General features: G+C 63.9%; 17 protein-coding genes. 6 read left to right on the top strand and 11 right to left on the bottom strand.

Annotation, left to right across the window (positions count from 1 at the left end; all coding sequences use genetic code 11):
* On the top strand, nt 1–679 hold a 679-nt coding region (locus tag AWB80_RS07110; RefSeq protein WP_143327983.1), incomplete at its 5' end, for an LLM class flavin-dependent oxidoreductase.
* Between the two features lie 3 nt (nt 680–682).
* On the opposite strand, the gene AWB80_RS07105 is transcribed toward AWB80_RS07110, so the two are convergent.
* Genes AWB80_RS07105 through AWB80_RS07065 form a run of 9 tightly spaced genes read right to left on the bottom strand, consistent with a single transcriptional unit; the run spans nt 683 to nt 10,738 of the window.
* Entirely contained in the window at nt 683–1,879 is a 1,197-nt protein-coding gene (locus AWB80_RS07105) for an acyl-CoA dehydrogenase family protein (protein ID WP_061173913.1), read from the bottom strand.
* A 24-nt stretch (nt 1,880–1,903) separates the two neighbouring features.
* Complete coding sequence (locus tag AWB80_RS07100) at nt 1,904–3,274, bottom strand: LLM class flavin-dependent oxidoreductase (RefSeq protein ID WP_061173912.1); 1,371 nt, start codon at nt 3,272–3,274, stop codon at nt 1,904–1,906.
* The gene (locus AWB80_RS07095; protein ID WP_061173911.1) at nt 3,271–4,110 is read right to left on the bottom strand and encodes a TauD/TfdA dioxygenase family protein; all 840 of its coding nucleotides are present in this window, start codon (nt 4,108–4,110) and stop codon (nt 3,271–3,273) included. Before AWB80_RS07095 ends, AWB80_RS07100 begins: the two co-directional genes overlap by 4 nt.
* Entirely contained in the window at nt 4,103–5,494 is a 1,392-nt protein-coding gene (locus AWB80_RS07090; RefSeq protein WP_061173910.1) for an LLM class flavin-dependent oxidoreductase, read from the bottom strand. The genes AWB80_RS07095 and AWB80_RS07090 overlap by 8 nt, the downstream gene beginning before the upstream one ends.
* A gap of 3 nt (nt 5,495–5,497) precedes the next feature.
* Entirely contained in the window at nt 5,498–6,463 is a 966-nt protein-coding gene (locus AWB80_RS07085) for an ABC transporter ATP-binding protein (RefSeq protein WP_061173909.1), read from the bottom strand.
* A complete protein-coding gene (locus tag AWB80_RS07080) occupies nt 6,460–7,455 on the bottom strand; it encodes an ABC transporter ATP-binding protein (RefSeq protein ID WP_061173908.1) in 996 nt (331 codons plus the stop codon). The genes AWB80_RS07085 and AWB80_RS07080 overlap by 4 nt, the downstream gene beginning before the upstream one ends.
* Complete coding sequence (locus AWB80_RS07075) at nt 7,452–8,249, bottom strand: ABC transporter permease (RefSeq protein WP_061173907.1); 798 nt, start codon at nt 8,247–8,249, stop codon at nt 7,452–7,454. Before AWB80_RS07075 ends, AWB80_RS07080 begins: the two co-directional genes overlap by 4 nt.
* A complete protein-coding gene (locus tag AWB80_RS07070; RefSeq protein WP_061173906.1) occupies nt 8,246–9,166 on the bottom strand; it encodes an ABC transporter permease in 921 nt (306 codons plus the stop codon). The genes AWB80_RS07075 and AWB80_RS07070 overlap by 4 nt, the downstream gene beginning before the upstream one ends.
* A gap of 3 nt (nt 9,167–9,169) precedes the next feature.
* Nucleotides 9,170–10,738 carry an ABC transporter substrate-binding protein gene (locus tag AWB80_RS07065; protein ID WP_061173905.1) on the bottom strand — a complete coding sequence of 523 codons (1,569 nt, stop codon included), beginning with the start codon at nt 10,736–10,738 and terminating at the stop codon, nt 9,170–9,172.
* A gap of 289 nt (nt 10,739–11,027) precedes the next feature.
* Here AWB80_RS07065 and AWB80_RS07060 point away from each other — a divergent pair, with 289 nt between their 5' ends.
* Together AWB80_RS07060 and AWB80_RS07055 are read left to right on the top strand one after the other, a co-directional pair.
* A complete protein-coding gene (locus AWB80_RS07060; RefSeq protein WP_061173904.1) occupies nt 11,028–12,482 on the top strand; it encodes an NAD(P)-binding domain-containing protein in 1,455 nt (484 codons plus the stop codon).
* A 135-nt stretch (nt 12,483–12,617) separates the two neighbouring features.
* Nucleotides 12,618–13,214 carry a nitroreductase family protein gene (locus tag AWB80_RS07055; RefSeq protein WP_061173959.1) on the top strand — a complete coding sequence of 199 codons (597 nt, stop codon included), beginning with the start codon at nt 12,618–12,620 and terminating at the stop codon, nt 13,212–13,214.
* A gap of 140 nt (nt 13,215–13,354) precedes the next feature.
* On the opposite strand, the gene AWB80_RS07050 is transcribed toward AWB80_RS07055, so the two are convergent.
* Entirely contained in the window at nt 13,355–13,624 is a 270-nt protein-coding gene (locus tag AWB80_RS07050) for a DUF2164 domain-containing protein (protein ID WP_061173958.1), read from the bottom strand.
* A gap of 415 nt (nt 13,625–14,039) precedes the next feature.
* Between AWB80_RS07050 and AWB80_RS07045 the strand changes: the two genes are divergently transcribed.
* Both AWB80_RS07045 and AWB80_RS07040 read left to right on the top strand, forming a co-directional pair.
* Entirely contained in the window at nt 14,040–15,125 is a 1,086-nt protein-coding gene (locus AWB80_RS07045; RefSeq protein WP_061173957.1) for a glycosyltransferase, read from the top strand.
* Complete coding sequence (locus tag AWB80_RS07040) at nt 15,122–15,976, top strand: polysaccharide deacetylase family protein (RefSeq protein ID WP_061173903.1); 855 nt, start codon at nt 15,122–15,124, stop codon at nt 15,974–15,976. The genes AWB80_RS07045 and AWB80_RS07040 overlap by 4 nt, the downstream gene beginning before the upstream one ends.
* A gap of 1 nt (nt 15,977) precedes the next feature.
* On the opposite strand, the gene AWB80_RS07035 is transcribed toward AWB80_RS07040, so the two are convergent.
* Nucleotides 15,978–16,805 (bottom strand): alpha/beta fold hydrolase, encoded by an 828-nt coding sequence (locus AWB80_RS07035; RefSeq protein ID WP_061173902.1) that lies wholly within the window; start codon nt 16,803–16,805, stop codon nt 15,978–15,980.
* Between the two features lie 262 nt (nt 16,806–17,067).
* Here AWB80_RS07035 and AWB80_RS07030 point away from each other — a divergent pair, with 262 nt between their 5' ends.
* A complete protein-coding gene (locus tag AWB80_RS07030; protein WP_061173901.1) occupies nt 17,068–17,715 on the top strand; it encodes a carbonic anhydrase in 648 nt (215 codons plus the stop codon).
* Nucleotides 17,716–17,777 lie beyond the last annotated feature (62 nt).

Genomic DNA, 17,777 nt, shown 5'->3' with positions numbered 1-17,777 from the left:
GGTGGTGGTGCAGGCGGGGTCGTCGGAAGCGGGCAAGCAACTCGCCGCCGAAACCGCCGACGCCGTCTTCACCGCGCAGCCTAATCTCGCGGCGGGCAAGCGTTTCTATGCCGATGTCAAAGGCCGCATGGAACGCCTCGGCCGCGCGCGCGAGCATTTGAAGATCTTGCCGGGCGCGTTCGTCGTGGTGGGCGATTCGCACGACGAAGCGCAGGAGAAGCGCGCGCTGCTCGACACCTTCGTGCACGACGACAGCGGTTTCGCATCGCTGTCGATCGCGCTTGGCCACGATGTTTCATTGTTCGATCCCGACGGCCCCTTGCCAGAGATTCCCGAAACGAACGCGAGCAAAAGCGCGCGCGACCGCGTGATCGACATGGCGCGCGCCGAAGGGCTCACCGTTCGGGAACTGGCGCAGCGCGTCGGCGGCTATTCCGGTTTGCAGATGGTCGGAACCGCGACGGAGATCGCGGACCAGATGGAGCAATGGCTCGTCGAGGAAGGCAGCGACGGCTTCAACGTGATGTTCCCGTTCCTGCCCGAAGGACTCGACGATTTCGCCACGAAGGTCGTGCCCGAGTTGCAGCGGCGCGGCATCTTCCGGCGAGCCTATGAGGGCGCGACGCTGCGCGAGCATCTCGGCCTGCCGAGGCCCGCCAACCGCTTCTTCGAAGGCTAGCGCTCAGAACGTGCGCCCTTCGACCAGATGCGTCTTCACGCCATTGAGCATGTAATCGCCGACGACCTTCGCCTTGTGATGCAGCGGGTTGTGGCTGAAGATCGTGCGCAGATTGCGCCAGTGGCGGTCGAAGTTATGCTTGCGCGAGGTCGCCGACGCGCCGCCCGCATCGAACAGCCGCTCGCCCGCCTGCAACGCGAGCCTGCCGACGACGACCTGCGTGCGCGCGGTCGCGAGCGCGCCTTGCAGCACGAGTTCGTCCGCATCGGGGTCGCCGCGCAGAATCGCATCCGATGACACGCCGAGCGCGCGTGCGTTCTCGCGCACCAGCACGTCGATGGTATGGCTCAGCGCCGACAGTTCGCCGACGACCTGCTGGATGAACACGTCCTCGCGCGCACTCGGCGCGGTAGAGTGCATCACCGGGCGGCCGTGCGCGGTCACGTAGCCGCGCGCATCGGCGACGATGCTGCGCACGATGCCCGCCGCCACCGCCACCAGATGCAGTTGCCGATACGCGCCGCCATGCCGTCCGACGAGCGAGCCGTAACCCTTCTCTGTCACTTCGTGCGCGTCGACGCGGACGTTGTCGAATACCGTGCTGCCGCTCGCGGTCATGCGCTGGCCCATGCCGTCCCAGTCGTCGAGCACCTGGACGCCTTGGGCGCGCACCGGAATGATCGCCGTGACGCCTTTGCCTTCTTCGTCGACGAGATTGGTGCGAACGAAGTCGGCATACGCGGTGCCCGTGGTGTAGTACTTCTTGCCCGTCACGCGAAAATGGTCGCCTTCGCGCCGCAGCACGGTTTCGATCTCGCCCGCGCGCGCCGTGCCCTGTTCGCCCGATGCGCCGCCGAACAGCGCCCCTTCGACGATGCGGCTCACTTGCCGGTCGTGAAAGGGCGTACTCGGCGCGAGCCGCAATGATTCGACCACGTCGAAATGCACGCGCAGCGCATGCGCCACGTTCGATTCGGCGGCGGCCAGCGTGGTGACGACATGGATCGCGTCTTCGAGCGTGCCGCCGAGACCGCCGCGCTCGACGGGAATGCGCAACGCGCCGAGACCGGAGCGGCGGAACGCATCGAAGGCCGCGAACGGCAATTCGCGACGGATTTCGCGCTGGGCGGCGTCGACGCCGATTTCTTCGGCCAGCGCAGGAAGGGCGGCCAGGGCTTGGTGATACGGGGTCGTGCTCATGATTTTTTATTTGCGAGAGAAAAGTTATCGGCGAAATGTCGCGCCGGGATGACGCTCGTTCAGACGGCCATTCGCGCCGCCGAGCTTTTCGCGCAAGGTGCCCGGCGCGTAGGCGGTCTTGTAGCGGCCGCGCGCCTGCAACTCCGGCACGATGAAATCCGCGAAATCCTCGTATGCTTCGGGCGTGACTGCGTAACTCAGGTTGAAGCCGTCGATATCCGTTTCATCGACCCAGTCTTCGAGCGCGTTCGCGACTTCATCGGGCGCGCCGATGAACACCGGTCCGCGCCCGCCGATCGCGTTGTGCAGCGCCAGTTCGCGCACCGTCCACACGCGTTCCGGATCGAGCTTCGTGAAGCCTTCGAGCGCGGAGGACGTGCCGGCGTCGAGCTGCATGTAGCGGATCGGCTCGTCGGGGTCGTAGGTCGAGAAGTCGATGCCGGTCCAGCCGGAGAACATCGCGAGCGCGGCTTCGGGCGTCACGTAGCGGCGATAGTCCTCGTATTTGTCGCGCGCTTCCTTCGACGTGCGGCCGGTGATGACGGTCGCCATCGTGAAGAACTGGATATCGCGCGCATCGCGGCCTGCTTTCACCGCTTCGGCGCGCGTGTCCGCGACGACGGGCGTGAGCACCTTCTTGCTCGGCCCGCTCAGATAGATGCCTTCGGCGTGACGCCCCGCGAAGCGTTGCCCGCGCGCCGACGATCCCGCCTGGAACAGCACCGGCGTGCGCTGCGGCGAAGGCTCCGTCATGTGGATGCCGTGCACCTTGAAGTACCGGCCTTCATGCTCGACGCGATGCACCTTCGACGGATCGGCGAAGATACCCGTGGCCGTATCGCGCACGCTCGCGCCGTCTTCCCAACTGCTTTCCCACAGCTTGTAGACGACGTCCATGTACTCGTCGGCGATGTCGTAGCGTTCGTCGCGCGAGGCCACGCCGTTCTTGCCGAGCACTTTCACGCTGCTCTGCGCGAAGCCCGTCACGATGTTCCAGCCGATGCGCCCGCGCGTCAGATGATCGAGCGTCGACATGCGGCGCGCGAACACGTAGGGCGGCTCGTGATTGGCGTTGCTCGTCACGCACAGGCCGAGGTTGCGCGTGGCGTATGCCATCGCGGAGAGCGCCATCACCGGGTCCTGCTTGGGCACCTGCGCGCCGTGACGCAATGCGGTGTCGATGCTGCCGCCGTACACATCGTTGACGCCGATGCTGTCGGCCATGAAGAGCGAATCGATCAGCCCGCGCTCCAGCGTGCGCGCCAGATCGACCCAGTAGTCGAGCGTGTTGTATTCCAGCGAGCGGTCGCGCGGATGCCGCCACATGCCCGGCGAATGATGCACCGGACTGTGCAGCGCGAACGCGTTGACGCGAATCTGCTTCGGCTTGCTCATAGAAAGGGCTTGTCCCCGTTGATGGTCACGCGAAAGCCCGAGCGCACGTCCGGGTAGTAGTCCCACACGGCCAGATGCTGCACGGCGCGGTTGTCCCAGAAGGCGATCGAATGCGGCTCCCAACGAAAGCGCACCTGAAAGTCGGGCGACGCGAAACGTTCGAACAGCAGACGCAAAATGCCTTCGCTTTCGGCTGCGGGCACGCCGTCGATATGCGTCGTGAAATTCGAATTCACGAAGACACCCTTGCGGCCCGTTTCCGGATGCGTGCGCACGACCGGATGCGATGCTTTCGGAAACGTCTTGCCGCTATCGTCGATGCCGCGCAGGCGATTGCGTTGCCGATACGTCGGCTCACCGTCGTGCGTGGCGCTCAGTCCTTCGAGATAGCTCCGCAAACCCGGCGACAGCGATTCATACACCGCGTACGAGCTGGAAAAGAGCGTGTCGCCGCCGTGCGCCGGCAACGTGTGCAGATGCAGGATGCTGCCCATCGGCGGTTCTTCGTCGCACGAGACATCGGAATGCCAGCGGTCGCCCGCGACGCGCTTCGTGGTCGAATCGCTATGGATTTGCAGGATTTCCGGGTAGCCATCCGGGCCGGGACTGTTCGGATGCACATGCAGCGTGCCGAAGTGTCGGCCGAGCGCGAGATGCTGATCGAGCGTGATCGGCTGATCGCGAAAGAAGATGACCTGATGCGCGAGCAGCGCGCGACGCACGTCGTTCACCTGTTCGGGCGCGAGCGGCCGCATCAGATCGATGCCGCCGATCAGCGCGCCGATATGGCGCGTCAACGGCTGCACGGTGATGGTTTCGTAAGCGGTATCAAGCATGATCGGGTTCCTCGATAGTAGCGGCGCGATGGCTGGCGGCGGGATGCGGCGCGGACAGATGCGCGTGCCCTTCGCCATAGAGTTTTTCGCGCAGCGTGCCCGCGCGATAGTCCTGCTTGTAGACGCCGCGCCGCCGCAGCTCCGGCACCACGAGATCGACGAAATCCTCGTGCGTGCCCGGCAACAGCGCGTGGCTGAGATTGAAGCCGTCGATGCCGGTCTGCGCCTTCCAGCTTTCGAGCGCATCGGCCACTTCCGTCGGCGAGCCGATGAACACCGGCCCCTTGCCGCCGATCGCGTTGAAGATCGCCAGCTCGCCGATGGTCCACACGCGCTCGGGATCGGCGACGGTGAAGGCTTCGATCGCCGACTGCATGCCTTCGCTCTTCACGTAGCGCAGCGGATCGTCGGGGCTGTACTTCGACAGATCGATGCCGCTCCAGCGCGAGAACAACGCAAGCGCGCCTTCGAGACTCACGTGGCGCTGGATGTCCTGCCATTTCGCCTGCGCTTCTTCCGACGTCGGCGCGACGATCACGGTCGCGAGCGCGAAGAACAGCACCGAGGCCGGATCGCGGCCGAGCGCGGCGGCGCGTGCGCGCACATCGGCGACATCGCGCGCCACCAGTTGCGCGGTCGGCGAACTGAGAAACACGCATTCGGCGTGACGCGCGGCGAAGTCTTTACCGCGCCTGGACGTGCCCGCCTGATAGAGCAGCGGCGTGCGCTGCGGCGAAGGCTCCGAGTAGTGCGTGCCCTGCATCGAGAAGAAGCGGCCTTCGTGGCGGATTTCATGCACGCGCGCCGGGTCCGCGAATACGCGCGTGTCACGGTCGCGCACCGCCGCGCCGTCCTGCCAGCTTTCTTCCCACAGCCGGTAGACGATCTCCATGTACTCGTCGGCAAGGTCGTAGCGCTCGTCGTGCGGACGCGCGTCGGGCTGGCCGATCGCACGCGAGCCGCTTTGCCCGAAGCTCGTCACGATGTTCCAGCCGATGCGCCCGCGCGTCAGGTGATCGAGCGTCGACATGCGGCGCGCGAACAGGAACGGCGCTTCGTAGCTCACGCTGCTCGTCACCGCGAAGCCGAGATGTTCCGTGACCTGCGCCATCGCGGAGACGAGCAAGAGCGGATCGAGACGCGGAAACTGCAAACCCCAGCGCACGCCGGCAGCGTTCGAGCCGCCATAGACGTCGTACTGGCTGATGCCATCGGCGAAAAAAAGCGCGTCGTAGCCGCCGCGCTCGGCGGTGCGCGCGAGATCGGTCCATAGCGACAGCGAGTTGTAGTCGAGCGCGCGGTCGCGCGGATGCGCCCATAGTCCGGGCGACAGATGCGTCGGCGCGAAGGCCAGGAACGCGTTGATGCGAATCTCTTTTGACATGGCTCAAGCCTTCGATGTGATCGGGAAATGACATGTCACGCGATGCGTTGCCGACAAGCGTTGCTCGGGCGGCGTATCGACGCGGCAGACGTCGCGCGCGGCGGGGCAGCGCGTGTGAAACACGCATCCGGCGGGCGGCGCGAGCGGCGACGGAATCTCGCCGCTTATCGCGTGCACATCGGGCGCATCGGGTTCGGACGCGGCGATCAGCGCATGCGTGTACGGATGCGCCGCGCGCTCGACGATATCGTCACGCGTGCCTTGCTCCATGAAGCGGCCGAGATAGAGCACGCCGATATGGCTGCTCATGAAGGCGACCACCGCGAGATCGTGTGAGATCAGCAGATAGCTCAGGCCGAGCGTGTCCTGAAGATCCTTCAGCAGGTTGAGCACCTGCGCCTGAATGGATACGTCGAGCGCGGACACCGGTTCATCGAGCACGAGAATCTCCGGCTCCAGCACGAGCGCGCGCGCAATCGCCACGCGCTGGCGCTGGCCGCCGCTCAGCTCGCCCGGACGACGGCGCTTGAACTCCGCGGGCAGGCCGACTTGCGCGAGCAGTTCATCGAGACGCTTGTGCAAGGCATCCCGCGCGAAGCCGCTTTTCTGGATGCGCAACGGTTCGAGCACGATATCGCCGATGTTCATCTGCGGATCGAGCGAACCGAACGGGTCCTGCAGCACCGCCTGAACGGCGCGTTGCCGCCAGCGCCGGTCGGCGTCGCGCGTGGTCTTGCCGAACACGCGCTCGCCGAAGCGCACTTCGCCGCGTGTCGGCTCGTCCGCGCCGAGGATGATTTTCGCGAGCGTCGACTTGCCCGATCCCGATTCGCCCACCAGCCCGAACGTGCCGCCGCGCGGCAATACGAAAGAAGCGTCTTCCACCGCGCGCAGCATTTTTGAACTGGCGAACAGACCGCCGCGCACGGGAAAGGCGCGCCCGATGTTCGATACGTCGAGAGCGTTCATGATGTGGCCGTCGCGAGAAGAGCGTCGGCGGTCTGCGGGTCCGGTTCCGGATGCCAGCACGCGACGCCGCGATGCGTATCGATTGCGCGCATCGCCGGATACGCGCTCAGGCAATCGGCTTGCGCGCGCGGGCAGCGCGGCGCGAAGCGGCATCCTTGCGCGATGCTGCCGGCCAAAGGCGGCTGACCCGGAATGACGGTAAGCCGATGTTGCCGCTCGCGCAGACGCGGCACCGCGCCGAGCAGGCCTTTCGTATACGGATGACGCGGCCGCGCGAACACGTCGCCGACCGGCCCTTGCTCGATGATGCGGCCCGCGTACATCACGGCGACATCGTCGCAATAGCGGCGCACCAGATGCAGATCGTGCGTGACGAGCACGATCGCCGTGCCGCGTTCGGCCTGCACTTCGCGCAGCAGATCGAGGATCTGCAGGCGCACGGTGATATCGAGCGCGGTCGTCGGTTCGTCGGCGATCAGGAGGCGCGGATTGCATGCGAGGTTCATCGCGATCGCCACGCGCTGACGCATGCCGCCGCTGAACTGATGCGGATAGCTGTTCAGGCGGCTTTCCGGCGCGGAAATGCGCACGCGCCGCAGCAGCTCGATCGCGCGCGCCTCGCGTTCCTTGCGGCTCGTGACGCCGTCGCGATAGCGGAACATCTCCGTGATCTGCCGGCCGATCGTGAGCAGCGGGTTCAGCGAGGTCATCGGGTCCTGAAGGATCATGCCGATTTCGCGTCCACGCAGCGCGTTCATCGCGGCGGGCGTCTTCGCGCGCAGGTCGGCGCCATCGAGCAGGATGCGCCCGCCGCTCACCCGCACGCCGCGCGGCGGCAGGCCCAGCACCGACAGACACGTCACGCTCTTGCCCGAGCCGGATTCGCCGACGAGGCCGAGCGTGCGCCCGGCGCGCACGGCGAAGCTGACGCCATCGACGAGCCGCGCGTGTTCCGTCTCGACGACGAGGTCATGAACGGTCAATACGTTCATCTCAGCACTCCGTCGCCACGTTGCAGCGATTCGCCGATGCGATTGCTCGACAGCACCGTCGCGATCAGCACGAGTCCCGGCAATGCCGAGAGCCACCATGCGGTATCGAGATAATTGCGGCCTTCCGCGATCATGCCGCCCCAGGAAGGATCGGGCGGCTGCACGCCGAGGCCCACGAAGCTCAGCGCCGCTTCCATGAAGATCACGAGACCGATGTCGAGCGTCAGCAGCACCGCGAAGGTGTTGCGCACGTTGGGCAGCAGATGGCGCATCACGACATGCAGCGGCGTCGCGCCGGCGAGCTTCGCGATCAGGATGAAGTCGCGCTCGCGCAGGCTCAGCGCTTCGGCGCGGATGATGCGCGCGAAACGTCCCCAGTTCGCGAGCGTCACCACGATGACGATGTTCGTCATGCTCGGTCCGCAGATGCCGACGATCAGCATCGCAAGAAATACGGGCGGCAACGCGTATTGCGCATCGACGATGCGCATGAGCGTGGCATCGAAACGTTCGCCGAGGTATGCGGACAACAGGCCCGCGATCGCGCCGAAGAACCCCGCGAGCAACACCGCGCAGAACGCGATCGCGAGCGAGATGCGCCCGCCGTAGAGCGTGCGCGTGAAGACGTCGCGGCCCATCTGGTCGGTGCCGAACCAGTGATGCCAGGTCGGCGACTGGAACGTGGCTGACAGATCGATCGCGTTCGGATCGACGTTCGAGAGCAGCGGCGCGAACGCAGACGCCGCGACAATGGCGACGAGCAGGCCGACGAACAGGAGAGATCGCGTGCTCATCGCTGGTACCGGATGCGTGGATCGACGAGTGCATAGAGCACGTCGACCGTGAGATTGATCGAGACGAACAGCAGCACCGACACGATCACGGCGGCCTGCACCACGGTGAAATCGAGTGTGCTGATGGCTTCGACCATCAGGCTGCCGAAGCCGGGCCACGAGAACACCGTTTCGATCGCCACCGCACCGCCGATCAGCACGCCGAACTGCGACGCCGTGAACGCGACGATCGGGAGCGCCGCGTTGCGCAGCGCATGTGTGCCGATCACCACATGCGCGGGTAAGCCCTTGATGCGCGCCATGCGGATGTAATCGGCTTCGAGCACGGTGAGCATGTTGGCGCGCGTGAGCCGGGCGATGCCCGCGGCGGAATACCACGCGAGCGCGCATACCGGCAGGATCAGATGACGCCATGTGCCGTGGCCGCCGGTCGGCAGCCAGCCCCATTGCACCGAGAAGAGACGGATCAGCAGCAACGCGACGAAGAACGGTGGCGCGGCCTGCCCGAGCACCGAGAAAAGCGACGCGACGCGGTCGATCCAGCTTCCGTTCCGCACCGCCGACGCGACGCCCAGCGACAAACCGACAGCCAGCGCGAGCGTCAGCGAAATGCCGACCAGCAACAGGCTCGATGCGAGCCGGCTCAGCGCCATCGAAAGCGCGGGCGCGCCGAAGTGGAACGAGTTGCCCATGTCGCCGCGCAGTACGCCCGCCAGAAAGCGGGCGTACTGCAGCGGGACCGGATCGGCGAGACCGAGTTGCTCGCGAAAAAGCTGACGGTCCGCTTCGGTCGCCTCGGGCGGCATCAGCAGATAGGCGGGATCGCCCACCATGCGCACCAGCACGAAGATCAGCACCGACATCAGCCACACCGTGAGCAGAGCCGAACCGAACCGGCGCAGGAGATAGGCGGGCATCGCTCAGTTTCCGGCGACCGTCTGCGGCGCCCACTGGATCGTGCGGAAGTTGAGGAAGCCGCCGCCTTGCTGCGGCTGCCATTGCAGCGTCTTCTTCTTCGCGTACACGTAGGTGAATTCGGAGATGAAGAACGCGGCGGCATCGTCATGCAGCTCGCGGCCGATCTTCTGGAACACTTCGCCGCGCTGCTTCGTATCGCTGACGCGGGAGACGTCGGCGAGCAACGCATCGACCTTCGGATTCGAGTAGTCCGACCAGCTTCCTTCCGATGCGAACGCGCCGCCGACCGGATGCACCGGGTCATACAGCGCATTGGTGAACTGGCTGAGCGCGAGCGGCCCGGATGTGTGCGTGTTGTTCAGGCGCTGGAAGGTCGCATAGGTCAGGCGATTGAGCTTGACCTTCACGCCCACTTGTCCCCAGTACGCCGCGATCGCCTCGGCGACGCCTTGCGGCATGTCGCCCTGAATGTTGAGCGTGGTCTCGAAACCCTTCGGATAGCCCGCCTGCGCAAGCAGCGCGCGCGCCTTCGCGGGATCGTAGGGATACGGCTTGATCGAGCGGTCCGAACCGTATGGATAGTAGTTCGAGATCATCGTGCCGAGCGGCTCGCCCACACCGTACAGCACGCTCTTGATGATGGCGCTGGTGTCGAGCGCGTAGCTGAGCGCCTGACGCACCTGGACGTTGGAGAAGGGCGAGTTCTTGTCGGTGGTGTAGACGCGCACGTAGACCGGCGACGCGACGCGGCTTTCGATCACGTCGAGGCCGCTTTCCTTCTTGAGCCGCGCGTAATCGGAGAAGGGCAGCGCTACGGAGAGATCGACTTCGCCGCGCAGCACCGCATTGACGCGGCTCGCCGGCTCGGTGATCGCGCGGAAGATCAGCGTCTTCACGCGCGGCTTCTCGCCCCAGTAGTCGTCGAAGCGTTCGAGCACCAGCTCGCTGCCGCCGGGCGCGAGCGACTTGAACTTGTACGGCCCGAGCGAAACCGGTTTTTGCGCGAACGCATCGGGATTCGGCAGGCTCGCGAGATAGTCGGCTGGAATGATGTAGAGATAGCCCGCGACCTTGTTGGCGAATGCGCCATCGGGCTGTTTCAGCTTGAAGACGACGGTGAGGTCGTCGGGCGTCTCGATCGACTCGACGACCGGCGCGAAGAACGGCCGGCGCGTGCTCTTGCTGCGCGGGTCCAGCACGTGTTCCAGCGATGCCTTCACATCGCGCGAGTTCAGCGTTGCACCGTTATGGAACTTGACGTTGGGACGCAGCTTGTAGGTGAACACGCGTGAGTCGGCGGACACCGTCACGCTCGTCGCGAGGCGCGGCACGAGATTGCCCTTCTGGTCGAAGCCGTAGAGCGTGTCGTAGATCTGCCAGCCGTAGCGCAGCGAGTCGCCGCTCACGGCGACCAGGCCGTCGAGGTTGTAGAACTCCTTTTCGACGCCGATCACGACCGTGTCGCGATCGACGGCGGGCGCGGCGCTTGCGGCGCGTGCGGGTTCGGTGAAAGCGCCGGACAGAGCGGCGGCGAAGACCAGTCCGCGAAGGACTGACGAGAACGTACGCATAGGTTGGTCTGAGTGCCGGGCGAGGGAACGCCCTCGTCTAGTTGGAAAAGCCTGCGGATGAAGCGAGCATGATGACGCGCACGCCCCGGAATTCGAAACGAGCAAAAGTGATATCGATATCAAGGCAGCGTTCAGGTCGATTCGAGCGGTGGTCATTAAGCGAAATGAGTCGGAATGCCAAGTATCGTGGTGGTTCGAGCTGAATTGAAAAGCACGAAACATTCGTTTGCGACGAGGCGCGGACCGTCGATACTCGATCACCCGACACACTTCACCGAATGCACCGTTCATGAGTCAATCGTCCCCTCTGCAAGACCAGCATGCGCGCGACACCCTGCGTCTCATCGGACCCGATCCCGAGGACTGGGTCATCGGGCGGGACGGCATCGATCACAACGTGCTGATCGTCGGCGGCGGGCAGACGGGCGCGGCTTTCGCGTACGCGCTGCGGCGCGCGGGCATCGGCCGCGTCAGCGTGATCGACGCCGCGCCCGACGAGACGCGCGCGGGCGCGTGGACGACCTACGCGCGGATGAAACGCCTGCGCACGCCGAAGACGCTTGCGGGACCAGAGGCGGGCTTGCCCGGGCTGAGCTTTCAGGCATGGCACGAGGCGCGTTATGGCGCGGCGGCCTATGCGGACATCGAGCGCATCGGGCGCACGCAATGGGCCGAATACATCGCGTGGTATCGGCAGTTTCTCGGCATCACGATTCGCTATGGCACGACGCTCACGCTCATCGAGCCTGCGGGTTCGCATTTCCGCGTGCATCTGACGATTCGCACGGAGCGGGGCGTCGAGACACGCGTGGAGACCGCGCGCAAGATCATTCTCGGCAATGGCGTCGCGGGTAACGGCAGCCCCAATATCGTGCCGCCGCTCACGGCGTTGCCGTCGAGCCATCTCGCGCATACGTCCGATGCGATCGATTTCGCCGCGCTCGCGGGCAAGTCCGTCGCGGTGATCGGCGGCGCGGCTTCGGCTTTCGATGCGGCGGCGGTTGCGCTCGAAGCCGGCGCGCGCGACGTGCACCTGTTCGTGCGCCGCGCCGATCTACCGGCGGTGCCGGTGAGCCGTGCGCGGGCCTATCCGGGCGCCTACGACAACTTTCCCGCGCTGCCCGACGCGGTGCGCTGGCGCCAGGCGTTGCGCTTCAGGCGCGCCGGCTCGACCGCGCCCGCCGACGCGGTCGAGCGCGTAGCGCGCTTCGACAACTTTCATCTGCATCTGGGCGCGCCGTGGCATGAAGCGGGCGTCGCGAATGGCCGCGTCCACGCCCGCGCCGCCGATGGCGACTTCGCGTTCGATTTCGTGATCGCGGGCACGGGTTACGCGGTCGATCTGCACGCGCGGCCCGAGCTTGCGCGCATCGCGGATCAAGTTTTGCTGTGGCGCGACCGATATCAGCCCGCGCCCGACGAACGCGACGATGCGCTGGGCGCGCATCCTTATCTCGGCGACGCGCTCGAATATGTGGAGAAGCGGCCGGGCACGGCGCCGTTCCTCAGGAACATCCACGTGTTCAATCCGGCGGGCTTCGTGAGCCGTGGCGTGCCGGTCGGCGACGTGCCGTGCATGAAGCGGGATATTCCGGCTGTCGTGCGGCGCATCAGTCAGGATCTCTTTCTCGATGATCTCGATGCGCACGAGGCGCGCATGAGCGCCGAGGTGCCGACGGATTTCGATACGCCGCTCTACGAGCCGCGTGTGTATCGCGAGCGGGATGTCGAATCGGCGGGTTGAGTGCGTCAGCGCTGCACGAGCGCGACGTCGCGCGTCCTTTGCGGGATCGCCGATTTCCTAAGCGCGGAAAATCATATCGATGTGCCGGCTACGCGCTTATGCTCTTTCATTTCGCAAACCTCTTGCCAGGAACTCATGACACATCGACCCGCACCGACCGATATCGATATCCATCCGCTGATCGCCGGACGATGGAGCCCGCGCGCATATGCGGAACAGCCTGTCGCCCACGCGGACGTGCTCGCGTTGCTGGAGGCCGCGCGCTGGGCGCCATCGGCCTACAACGTGCAGCCGTGGCGCTTTCTCGTCTTCGAGAAGGGCGAGGACGCGGCGGCGTACCAGCGCGCTTTCGCGACGCTGGTGCCGTTCAACCAGTCATGGAACAGGCACGCGCAGGTGCTGATCGTGGTGATCGCCGATACGCTCAACGCAAAGGGCGAGGCGAATCCGACCGCGAGCTACGATGCCGGTGCGGCCGGGCTGGCGCTGTTGCTGGAGGCGCACGCCCGCAATCTCGCCGCGCATTCGATGAGCGGCTTCGACACGAAGGCCTTGCGTGAGACCTTCGGCATCGCGGAGCGCTATGTGCCGCTCGCCGTGATCTCCGTAGCGCATCATGGCGACACGGACGCCTTGCCCGAGGCGTTGGCCGAGCGCGAGCACGCGCCGCGCAAACGCTTGCCGATCGGCGAGATCGCGCAGTTCGGTGCGTGGAAGAACGCTCAGTCCTGATCCGGCGTCTGTTGCAGCATGCTCTGGATGTTGTCACGCACCGCCGGGCTGCTCTCCAATTGAACCAGACATCTCGCAGAAGGCGATGACATGACGGACGAGTCGCCGTTCCAGCGGAACGGCGACCAGGTAAGTCACGGCTATTTCCGTGGTTTCGCTTCGTACTTTCTCCAGTACTGAAATTCTTCTTCGTGCACTTCGTATTCCAGTTCCTCGACTCGCTGTCGAAGCCTCTCCTGCACATCGGCGACGGCCTGGTTGTAGATGACTGGACCGATCTCCTCGAGAAAAAAACCCAGCAGCGCGCCAGCGGCGATATTGCCGATCGGTTCCTCCATGTTCTTCTCGAAGTACTTTTGAAGGGAGGCGATCGCATCGGCGCGAACTTCTTTGGTCAATTCAATGGTCATGGCGTTGCGTCCCGGCATGTTGCGTGCTGGTGACTTGTCGTTGGTCGTGTCGAAGTTTATCGGCCATCGCGCTCTTGGCTGGGCGTGCAGCCGATGGCTTATCGCCAAACTGACAAAAATGCCAGCTACGCGTCAACCAAACGCACACGTGAGCCGTTAGCCGGATCAGGTCATCCGCTTGCTCTGTCAAACACGCCAATCGACCTTGCGATGAAACTTCGATTTGCCATACAGAGCACGGCCGGCTATCAGCTTTCATTGCGCCTGCAAGCAGCGCGTCTTTATCGGTAAGCCTCGTTCGAGGCATAACCATCTCCCTTGCTATTTCTTTACGAAGTACCCAAGGCCAGAAAGGTAATTGAATTATTACAAGATATTACCGGCAATCGCCGCCGGGGTTGTGGAGACCACGCACTTGAAGATCTTACATAGCGAGTCATCAACGGGGTGGGGCGGCCAAGAGATCCGCACGTTGAAGGAGATGGTGGCGCTGCGTGAAAACGGCCATACCGTCGAGCTGGTTTGCCCGCGCGACGCGCGCCTCGGTGAGCGTTGCGCCGAGCTCGGGTTCGCCGTGCATTACGCGCGCATGCGCAGCGGCGGCGACATGCAATCGATGCTGCGCATCAAGGCCCTGCTGAGCCACCGTGCGTTCGATGTGCTCAATACCCACAGCGGCCACGACAGTCTCGTCGCAGGGACGGCCGCGCGGCTCGCGCGCACGCCGCTCATCGTGCGCACGCGGCATCTCGCGTTGCCAATATCGTCGCTCGCGACTTATTCGTGGATTCCGCACCGCGTGATCGCGGTAAGTCATTACGTGCGCCGCTACCTGATTTCCGCGGGCGTCGCGGAGAAGCGCGTACAGACGATCCATGACGGCATCGTCAAACAGCAACCCGTCGCGCATTCGACCTTGCGCGCGGAGCTCGGTCTCGGACAGGACGCGTTCATCGCCTGCATGGTCGCAATCATGCGCGACAAGAAAGGCCATGAAGATCTGATCGCAGCAGTGCGCCCGATGCTCGATACGCATGCGAATCTGCATGTCGTGATGGCGGGCGATGGTCCAAGTTTTGATCGCATAAAAAGCATCGTCGTGAGCCTTGGACTCGCGCATCGCATTCACTTGCTCGGCTTTCGCACCGACGTGCCGAACATCTTTCGCGGCTCCGATCTCTTCGTGCTGCCCACACATCAGGAAGCACTCGGTCAGGCGTTCATCGAGGCGATGGCCGCGGGCTTGCCTGTGATCGGCACACATGTCGATGGCGTGCCCGAGCTCATCGAAGACAATGTGAACGGCCTGCTCGTGCCGCCGCACGACCCCGTTGCATTGCGCGGCGCGATTGCGCGCATGATCGACGATCCGGCGTTGCGGCAGCGTCTTCAGCGCGAAAGCCTGCGCATCACCGAACGCGGCTTCACCGTCGGCGACATGGCGCACGAAACAGCGCTCTTCTATGGACGCGCATTGCACGAGCGAGGCCATCGCCGATGAGCCGCAATCAGGCACGCGCCATTCCCGTGCTGATGTATCACCACGTCAGCACATCGTCCGGCATGATCACCGTCGCGCCCGAACATTTCGCCGCGCAAATGGCGTATCTCGCGAGCGCGGGTTATCGGACGATCGGCGCGACTGAGCTCGCGGCTTTTCTGAGCGGCGAAGATGTGCCGGCGAAATCCATCGTCGTCACTTTCGACGATGGCTATCTCGACAACTGGGTTCATGCGCATCCCGTTCTGCAACGTCATGGATTGACGGCGTTGTGTTTTCTCGTGAGCAGTTGGCCTGGCGAAGGCGGCGTGCGGCCGAATGCATCGAACGCGCGCTCCGCGCTTCCGGCTTTGCTCGATCATCACGCGGGCGAACGCGCTATCGAGAGCGGCCGTGTCGATGACGTCATTCTGCGCTGGTCCGAAATCGAAGCAATGCGCGAAGCCGGCACATTCGAGTTTCATAGCCACACGCATACGCATGTGCGCTGGGATCAGGTCACGGCTTCGCCGGGCGAAAAGCGCGAACGCCTGCACGAAGACTTGAGCGCGGCGCGCACGGCATTGCGCACGCGTCTGGGCGATGTGTCCGATCATCTGTGCTGGCCGCAAGGCTATTACGACGACGACTACCGCGAAGTCGCGTTAAACGCGGGCTTCAGGCACTTCTATACGTGCCATCCGGGAACGAACGTCGGCGTGAATCCGCTGGATCGCAACGGATCGGTGGATGGCGAGCGCACCATCAAGCGACTGGAAGTGCGCGATCGTCCGGCCTCGTGGCTGGCGTCGCGCTTATGGGTGCATACGCGGCCCGCCATCAGCCGCGCCTATCTGACGATCAAACGCTGATTCAAGCGCGATGCGCCTGCATGAAAGCGCTGATCGCATCGTTCACCGCATCGGCGGCATCGCGATGCGGTGAATGTCGGCATTGTTCGAGCTTGACGAGTTGCGTGTGATCGACTGCCGCCTTGATGCTGTCGAGTTGCAGCATCGATGCGTACTCGTCGTCATAACCTTGAATGGCGAGCAATGGCCGCCTGATCGACGTTATCTCTTTCGTGATATCCCAATGCAGGAATGCGGGATTCAACCACGCGTCGTTCCATCCGTAAAAGGCTGAATCCACGTCGTCGTGATAGGTCTGGAGCTTCTCTCTGAACGAGGTCGTTTCATACGTGTTGCGGGCTTTTTCGATGCCTTCGACCGTCATCGGCTCCACGAACACATGCGGCGCCATGATGGCGAGACCTGCAAGCGAGTCAGGAAAGGCGCTTGCGTAAAGCAGCGCGATCGTGCCGCCATCGCTATGCCCGATGAGCCACATGCGTGCGCGTTCTGCCGCGTTGATCTTCAATGCATCGAGCAAGGCGGGCAGCACGTCATGCGCCTGCACATGAAGAAACTCGACTGGCCATTTGTCTTCGGAGCGACGCGGTGTCGAACGTCCATAACCGGGCCGCGAATAGACGAGGCCCCGGCAATTCAGCCGATCGCATAACATTTGCGGCCAGCCTTTCCATAGCGCGATCGAACCCAGCCCTTCATGCAGGAACAACGCGATGGGCGCATCTGCGCGGTCCCGATTCAACCATTGATACTCGATGCGCACCGGATATGCGCCGCCCTTCAATTCGACGAAGCGCGTCGTGTCGACGCTTGTTGCTGGATCGTGCATGGAGAGGAAAGTGCGGGACATGAGAGAGATGAAGATTAACAGACGCCCTTGTCACGTTCTCGTCATAAAGAAAAACCCGACCGGAACATGCATGTTTCAACATGTTTCAAAAGAATCGCCGAATTCCGCTTCACGGCCGTATTCGATTGTTCTGATTTTTTATCTGGACGCCGCTGAACTTTCTATGCGAAAGTGATTCGTAAGAAACGCGCTGCACTGCAATGCAGATGCGGCCCTTTTTCGATCCTATGGAGAGCCATGCATGAATCGACCGAAACGGATGTTATTGGAAAACCTTGCCTGGGCACGCGAGACCGCTCACGCCGATGCGCAATTCTTTCCTCGACTGGCGCAAGGGCAAAGCCCGAAGGTGCTGTGGATCGGCTGCGCGGATAGCCGGGTGCCAGCCGAAACCGTGACGAACGCCAACCCCGGCGATCTCTTCGTTCATCGCAACATCGCGAACCTGTTCTCACCGTCCGATGACAACACGATGAGCGTTCTCGAATACGCGGTGCGCGTGCTGAAAGTCGATCACGTGATCATTTGCGGGCATTACGGATGCGGCGGCGTGCGCGCGTCGCTCCTGCCGCAATCGAGCGACTTGCCGCACGTGAATCGACGTATCGCGCCGTTATGCGCATTGGGCGAGCGGCATCGCGATGAACTCGATGCACATGCCGAACTCGACGCGCGGGCGAATCGCCTGGCCGAACTGAACGTGCTGGAGCAAGTGCGTCTGTTGCAGCAACACGCGGTCGTGCGCGATCGCGAAGCGCCACCGCTCGTTCACGGCTGGATCTTCGGGCTTCATGACGGCCTGATCAACGTGCTCGCTTGTGGCTATGAGGCCGAGGGCATCACGCAAGACGACAGGCGCATGCAGGTCGCATCGCTTCAGGCCGCCTAGACCGGCTGAAATCCCATCGATCGTTTCTCGATGCGATGTCGCTTTCGCGATCTTCGCAGGCC

It is taken from the genome of Caballeronia pedi (assembly GCF_001544915.2).
GTDB lineage: Bacteria > Pseudomonadota > Gammaproteobacteria > Burkholderiales > Burkholderiaceae > Caballeronia > Caballeronia pedi.
The sequence above is the reverse complement of the archived record's forward strand: the minus strand, read 5'-3'. Positions and strand labels throughout refer to the sequence as shown.